The 7,175-nt window shown below is 32.9% G+C and carries 7 protein-coding genes; 1 reads left to right on the forward strand and 6 read right to left on the reverse strand.

Annotated features, from left to right (window positions below; translation table 11 throughout):
* Positions 1-46: 46 nt before the first annotated feature.
* Both AC07XN_RS22465 and AC07XN_RS22470 read right to left on the reverse strand, forming a co-directional pair.
* Positions 47-208: a VOC family protein gene (locus AC07XN_RS22465; RefSeq protein ID WP_494744687.1), complete on the reverse strand. Its 162-nt coding sequence runs from the start codon at positions 206-208 to the stop codon at positions 47-49.
* Positions 209-303: 95 nt separating this feature from the next.
* Complete coding sequence (locus AC07XN_RS22470) at positions 304-1,218, reverse strand: SRPBCC domain-containing protein (protein ID WP_494744688.1); 915 nt, start codon at positions 1,216-1,218, stop codon at positions 304-306.
* 123 nt (positions 1,219-1,341) lie between these two features.
* Between AC07XN_RS22470 and AC07XN_RS22475 the strand changes: the two genes are divergently transcribed.
* Entirely contained in the window at positions 1,342-2,328 is a 987-nt protein-coding gene (locus AC07XN_RS22475) for a GlxA family transcriptional regulator (protein WP_494744689.1), read from the forward strand.
* Positions 2,329-2,368: 40 nt separating this feature from the next.
* Here the strand turns inward: AC07XN_RS22475 and AC07XN_RS22480 are convergent, their stop codons facing one another.
* The 4 genes from AC07XN_RS22480 to AC07XN_RS22495 all read right to left on the reverse strand — a co-directional run bounded on the left by AC07XN_RS22480 (position 2,369) and on the right by AC07XN_RS22495 (position 7,149).
* Positions 2,369-2,719, reverse strand: a complete 351-nt coding sequence (locus AC07XN_RS22480) for a hypothetical protein (protein ID WP_494744690.1) — start codon at positions 2,717-2,719, stop codon at positions 2,369-2,371.
* 53 nt (positions 2,720-2,772) lie between these two features.
* The gene (locus tag AC07XN_RS22485) at positions 2,773-3,387 is read right to left on the reverse strand and encodes a hypothetical protein (protein WP_494744691.1); all 615 of its coding nucleotides are present in this window, start codon (positions 3,385-3,387) and stop codon (positions 2,773-2,775) included.
* Between the two features lie 527 nt (positions 3,388-3,914).
* Positions 3,915-4,517 carry an RNA polymerase sigma factor gene (locus AC07XN_RS22490; RefSeq protein WP_309912085.1) on the reverse strand — a complete coding sequence of 201 codons (603 nt, stop codon included), beginning with the start codon at positions 4,515-4,517 and terminating at the stop codon, positions 3,915-3,917.
* A gap of 376 nt (positions 4,518-4,893) precedes the next feature.
* Positions 4,894-7,149, reverse strand: a complete 2,256-nt coding sequence (locus AC07XN_RS22495) for an OmpA family protein (protein ID WP_494744692.1) — start codon at positions 7,147-7,149, stop codon at positions 4,894-4,896.
* Between the last annotated feature and the right edge of the window lie 26 nt (positions 7,150-7,175).

A 7,175-nucleotide genomic window follows, 5' to 3' on the forward strand; every position in this document is an offset into this window, starting at 1 on the left:
AAGAATCTTTTTTTCCTCCATTCTTGTACAAGAGTTTTTATTATTTTTAGTCAATTGGTTCCCATAATTCAATTTTATTGCCTTCTGCATCAAGAATATGAACAAATTTACCATAGTCGTATGTTTCAATTTTATCAACAATGATTAATACTTCTTTTTTCAATCCTTCAACAAGTGCTTCCACGTTTTCAACTCGGTAATTTATCATAAAATCTTCAGAAAAAGGTTCAGCGTATTTTGTGATTTAAGCAAAAGTGTATTTTTGTATAACGAAAAGTACTTTTCTAAACACGATAGCCTTTATTATCCAAAAACCTTCGTTCCTTTTCCTGTAGTTATCAAACTGTATAAACTTGCTTGAACTAGCTGTTCCCAAGCCCCTGAACAAGCATCATAACACGCTATTGTTGGCACTAAACCAACGTGTGTAAAACGTACTTGTGTTTTGTTGTTTATTTCATTAATCTCAATAATTATTTTTGTGCCTGTCCATTCTGATTTGTCGGTAAAAGAATTCAATTTACTATCGGTTACTAGCCAAACAATTTTTTTGTTGGGAATAAATTCCACTATTTTCTGTTTTGAAAAATGATGCTCCTTCATTCGATAATCAAACTCATCATCCAGTTGATTGGTGTTGCCTTCAATTTCTCCTTGCCACCAGCCACGAACATTATTAATGGCACTAAATACTTCCTCTGGAGTTTGATTTACAAAAAAGGTAGTGGTATAGTTTGAAGTCGCCATTTTCTTTTCGTCTTCAGTTTGTGGATTTCCTTTGTTGTTAGGCTGTCCAGTACCTGTTGTAATAAGGCTATACAAACTTTTTTGGATATAAGTGTTCCAAGCATTTTCACAAATATCATAACACTCATAATCGGGTACTAAGCCTACTTGAGTAAATTGTAGTTGTGTTTTGCCATCTTTTTCGGTTATTTCAAAAACCATTGTATTGCCTTTCCATTCGTCTTTGTTTTGGGTGAAACTAAAATAGTTGTCTAGTACCTGCCAAATTACTTTTTGGTTGGGAATTAATTCTATCGTTAACATCTTGCAACGATGTACATCTTGGTAATGATAGTTCCATTCGCTGTAAAGTTTGTCTGTAGTGCCTTCAATCTCTTCACTCCACCAGTCACGAACATTATTAATGGCTTTGTAAACTTCTTCCGAAGTATTATCAACTAAGATAATTGTTGTAAAATTAGATGCTTTCATGTTTCTTTCTTTAGTATTGCAATACAAATATATTGTCTAATATTTACTTTAAGGAGGTGTTAAATAGACTTTATAATGGGTTGATTTGGACAATTAAAATGATTACTTTTACTCAAAAAAGCAATGAAACATCTCACTATTATCGTTCCTAATGGCGAAAATAACCTTAGTAGTATTTCAGGAGCGTATGAAATATTTAATAAGGCAAATAATTATTGGAAAGAAAACTTCAAGAAAGAATTGTTTATCATTCAACTAGCTGGAATTGCTGAAAAAGTAGATTTCAATGGGGGATTATTTACGGTAAAACCACATCTGAATATTTCGGCTATTGAAAAAACAAACCTTATCGTTATCCCTTCCTTAAATCATAATTATAAACTTGCGTTGAAAGACAACGAATTGTTGATAGCTTGGCTGGAAAAACAATATAAAAACGGAGCGGAAATTGCCACTATTTGTACTGGAGCATTTATGCTTGCAGCATCTGGAATGCTTAATGGGAGAAGTTGTTCTACCCATTGGTCGGTTACCGAAAACTTTAGAATGATGTTTCCAAAAGTTAACTTGCAAATTGATAAATTAATTACTGATGAAAACGGCATTTATACTAATGGCGGAGCGTATTCATTTCTTAATTTAATGCTATACCTGATTGAAAAATATTATGACAGGCAAACGGCTATTTATTGTTCAAAAGTGTTTCAGATAGAAATGGATAGGAATACGCAGTCTGAATTTGCCATTTTCACAGGGCAAAAAAAACATGATGACGAGGTGGTTCTTCAAGCACAGGAATACATTGAAAAGAATATCACTGAAAAAATTACTATTGAAGATTTATCTACCAAGTATAATATTAGTAGAAGAAATTTTGACCGAAGGTTTATTAAAGCAACAGGTAATACTCCTATTGAATATTCGCAAAGAGTGAAAATTGAAACTGCAAAAAAATCATTTGAAACCAACCGCAAAACAATTAATGAGGTAATGTACGAAGTAGGTTATTCTGATGTAAAAGCATTTCGAGAAGTCTTTAAGAAAATTACAGGTATGTCTCCGTTGGAATATAAAGGGAAGTATTACAAAGAGGCTGTATTGCATGCATAAATTTTTGTCGTTCTATATTTCTCTTTTGATACTCTAATTTTCATCTAAACTCCTTTGTCACTTCAATTTTTCCAACGATGTTGTTGTTAAACTCTTCTAGCTCATCAGCATCTACCCAAAGTTCATTGTGGATTTCAGCACCCACATTTTCTACTTTAAACTTTTTAAGATAATTGGCATTTACAGCAAATTTTGTCACATAACCAACGCCATATGCAGGGACATTCCATTCTTTTGCAATCTGAATGGCATATTCTTCATTCATTACAGGATAAAAAATGGGTTGCTCGGGTAGTCTAGGGGGAAACTTTGTCCAGTCGGAACTAGCGATTTTGTCTAATTCAGCTTGATTGACTGGTCTAAATAAATAGGTTGTGTCAGTAGTGTGCATTATGTTATGTTTTAAGAAAGATGTTCTTATCGTTTTCCTTCTCCGTGGGCTATTTATATATTTGGAGGAACAAGACAGATTTGATTGGGTGGGTTTTTGTATCGTGTCCAAATCTTGTAAATAAAAAATATAGCCATACTCAATCCAACAGCGATTACTCCCTTGTCGCCAAGAAGCCCAACAACATAGTTAAAAACTTTTGCCTTATTAGAGTTAGCTTCTTCTATTGTTCCATTTTCTATTGCGATTGCTTCATAATATGAAAAAATTGTATAAGCTATTGTTACTACAAGTCCTATTAAATAATTCCTGATAGCACGAAAAGGCGTTAAAGCTTCATTTGTTTTCTGATAATATTGGTTTTTTATAAAATAGCTAAAGAAAACATCGTAATCTTCTTTGTTTATAAAGCTGAATTCACAATCTATAGGAATTCCACCTAAAGTCTTATACTTTATCAAGATATCATCTTCATTCTCTTCTTTTTTAATTGATTTTATAGCATCATATTTGATTTCAACTTTTGTTGCAAAAGAAAGTGCTTTATTCCAAGCTTCTTGAAATGTAGAGTAGGTGTCGTGATTTTGACTTGAAAATTTTAGAGAATCTTCGTCAATTATCAAAGCAGCAATTTTGTGGCCTTTGATAGTAAATACTTTGTCCATCATTTTTTTATTATATCAGTGGTTTTATTTTTATGATTTGGTCTTAATACAATAATAGTTAACTTGTAAATATATACACATTTACGGTTTTTCTTAAAAGTAAAGAATAAATATAAATAAACCAATTCGTACTTTTGGCTATTTCTCTTCTGTAGGCTGTAGCAGACAGAACATGGAAGAGGAAACTATTCACTCTGTATTAAAAATACTTAAACTATATAATTATTATGAAGGTCTATATGAAGTATTTACTTTGGGGGTTTGCTATTTGTGTATTTTTAAGAATTTCTTTGGGACTGTATTTTAATAATTCTAAAGCCGATACAATCCTAAATCAATTGAGTTGGGTATATGTTATTCTTTTTTTTGTTGGAGTAGTGTCTATACGTGGTTATTATTATTTTCTTAATAAGAAAAACATTAAATAGTTGGTCTTTTTGTGAATAATAAAGTCATCCTTTTCCGTGGTCTGTCTGTTAAAGACCACGGAAAAGGTATTCCTAAATTACTTTTATTGATATAAATGTTTATTAGCGCAATAAAAGCGGTAAAAACAACGCAATAAACTCGGTAGTCCAATATTTTTTGAGTTGTTTAATAGCCATCTGAAGAAGATTTGAGGCTGTCTGAGGGGCAATATCCATAATTTGAGCGATTTGGTCTCGCTCTAATTCTTGGAAAAATTTAAGATAAATAACTTCTTTTTGTCTTTTTGGCAAAGTTTCAATTACTTGTTTAATGCGTTGAGCTAGCACCAAACTTGTTTCATCCTGAATAAATTTTTCTTCAATAGAAAATTCAATATCAAAAATATCATTTGCTTCAGTATAAGGGTCAGAAAAACGAAGTTGAAGAGATGCTCTATGAATTCTTCTTCTTAACGAAGCCATCAAATAAGGTTTTACAACAATTTCATTTGATAGGTGCTCACGACGCTCCCATAGTTGCAAAAATAAATCTTGAATACAATCTTTAATAAACTCCTTGTCCTTAGAAAATTTTGAGCCATAATGAAATAATGATGAAAAATTAGCTTTCATCAATTCCTCGAATGCTGACTTGTCTCCTTCAAGAAATCTAAGCCATACGAATTGGTCAATATAATTTTCAGGATTTAGATTAGAGAGTTTCATAGTAATTTGGACATAAGCAATTATGTTAACTGTAAACCAGCAATGATAACTGTGGAAATTTACAAATAAATATTGAAATACTTAAATTTATGTTAATAAAATCTTAATCTGTCATGATACCAATACCATACATAAAAATGTCATGATAGTTTCATCCAGCAAAATTTTGATTGACTAAAACCATAGCGATATACGCTAAGTAAAATCTGTTATTATTATAAAGAGATTTTAAGCATTTCAATACTCAACTATTTATATTATAATAAATTATTGGAAAAGTTCTGGTTAAAAAAATGGTTAATGGAAATAAAAAAGCCAAAAACCACAGTAAACTGTAATGGTTCTTGGCTTTTCGTGAAACAACAATTACGCAATATTATTTCACTGATAATATTTTAAACTCTGTCCTCCTATTTTCCTGATATTGTTCTTCCGTACAAGGCACTCCGTCGATGCATTCATTAATGGGTTGGTTTTCCCCGTACCCTTTAGCCACCAGGCGATTAGGGTCTATGCCACTTTCAACCAAAAAATCGACAACAGCTTTGGCTCTTTTCTGTGATAACTCCAAATTATAGGCCGCACTCGCCCTTGAATCCGTGTGTGAACGAATCTCAACTTTCATAGTAGGAAATTTCTGGAGAATTGGCAAAAGCGTATTTTCTAATTCTCTGGCAGCATCAGCACGGATAAAATACTTATCAAGGTTATAATAAATATTATTTAGTTTGATAATATCTCCTTTGCCATACATTTCTTGTATATGTTGGCGATTATCTATGTTCTTAATTACTTCGCTATTGGTAGCATAATTATCTTTTTCAACCGTTAACTTATTTTCTGTTTCGGGCTTAACTTCAAATTCATACTCTCCATCTTCACCCGTAATGACGGTTTGCTTAGTCTTGTCTTGTTGGTTTTCTAAGGTTACTTGTACACCAGCAATTGGCTTCTGATTTACTTCCGACTTCACAATACCTTTTAATACCGAAGTATTAGATTTTTCAAGATAAATAGCCAAGGTAGTATTCTGAGCAGTATTACTTCTGGTAGAGAACGTAATTGAATTCATCTGGTAGCCTTCTTTAATCGCCTTGAACTCATACTCAGATAGCGATTGTAAGCAAATTGACATAGCCCCTTCTGCATTAGTCACCTTCAATTCTTGATTTTCTCCATTAATTACACTTCTAATATCAACCTCCTCTAAAGGAGCCTTCGTCAAAGCATCATACACCATAATATTTAATGGATGGCACTCTCTTCTAAAACTATAAATATTGTCATCATGAATGCCCTTTTTACGGTTTGATGAAAAGTACCCCGAATTTCTAGCACCATCAGTAATCAAGCCGAAATCATCTTTTTCAGAGTTTAAAGGAGCACCTACATTCACTACCGTTCCAACGAATGCACCATCTTTTCTTTCTGCATAAAAAATATCTAATCCGCCGAGTCCTTCATGTCCATCCGAGGCAAAATATAGGTTATCGTTCTCATCGATAAAGGGGAACATTTCATTTCCTTCTGTATTAATTTCCCGCCCTGCATTTACTGGCGTTCCCCATCTTCCATTGCTGTAGTCAACTACATAAATATCTGTTCCGCCAAAACCACCGGGCTTATCGGAAACAAAATACAGTTTGGTATTATCTACATTCAACGCAGGATGCCCACAGGAATACTCATTGCTATTAAAGGGCAACTCTTTTACATCGCTCCAATTTGTTCTGTTTAAATTGGCAATATATAATTTTAGTCCATTCGTACCACTTTTTGATTGCCTCGCCTTACCATTGTTATAGTTATTTCTTGTAAAAATAACCCGTTTCCAATCTTTAAAAAAACTCACTGGCCCTTCATGGTATTTTGTATTGAGCACTCTGCTAAAATCTTCAATTTTGCTTAATGGTAGGTCTTGTGCAACTGCTTCATTATTACTGGTGCTTGCAGACATTCCCCCTAACGATGTAGCACCCTGTAAGCCCAATTTGGGCGATAACAAAGCTGTGTCGGTAGCAATGTATAAATTTAGAAAGGGCGTTTGGTTCCATCCAAAAACACGTTTTATTATCCCAGATTCGTCACGAGCCGAGCAAAAAACTAAACCTCCTTTGTAATACATCGGACTAAAGTCTGCTTGGCGAGAATTAATATTGAGGTATTCTATTTTATAGGAAGATGAATCTCGGTAAAACTGACTCATATCCATGTATGAAATCGTAAAACGCTTTCCTCTTAAATCAGCTTTTTGTTTTTCGCCATACAATGAATAATATTTCTGCGATTCACGATATTTTTGATTGGATGCTAAGGCCTGTGCATAATACAGATAAATCTCACTTTCAACATCAGGATAATCTTTAATGATATTGAAATATACTCTTTCTGCATTTTTAGTATCTTGTATTTTCCGATAAGAAAAACCAAGTTTTCTTAATGCTTCTAAAGTGCTTTGAATGTCTTGTCTTTCACGTAAAAAATCTTCATACAAACGAATAGCTTCAAGGTAACTTAGCTTTTCAAATTGATAATTAGCAGCCTTTAGTTTGGTTTGAGCATAGACATCCCCAAATGTGCCAAGCAAAAACACACATAAAACTAGACCTATTTTATAGATTTGGGTTATCATTATAGTAATGGTATACTACCTATAAA

The sequence above is a fragment of the Arcicella sp. GW458-12-2-14-TSB2 genome (genome assembly GCF_059423785.1).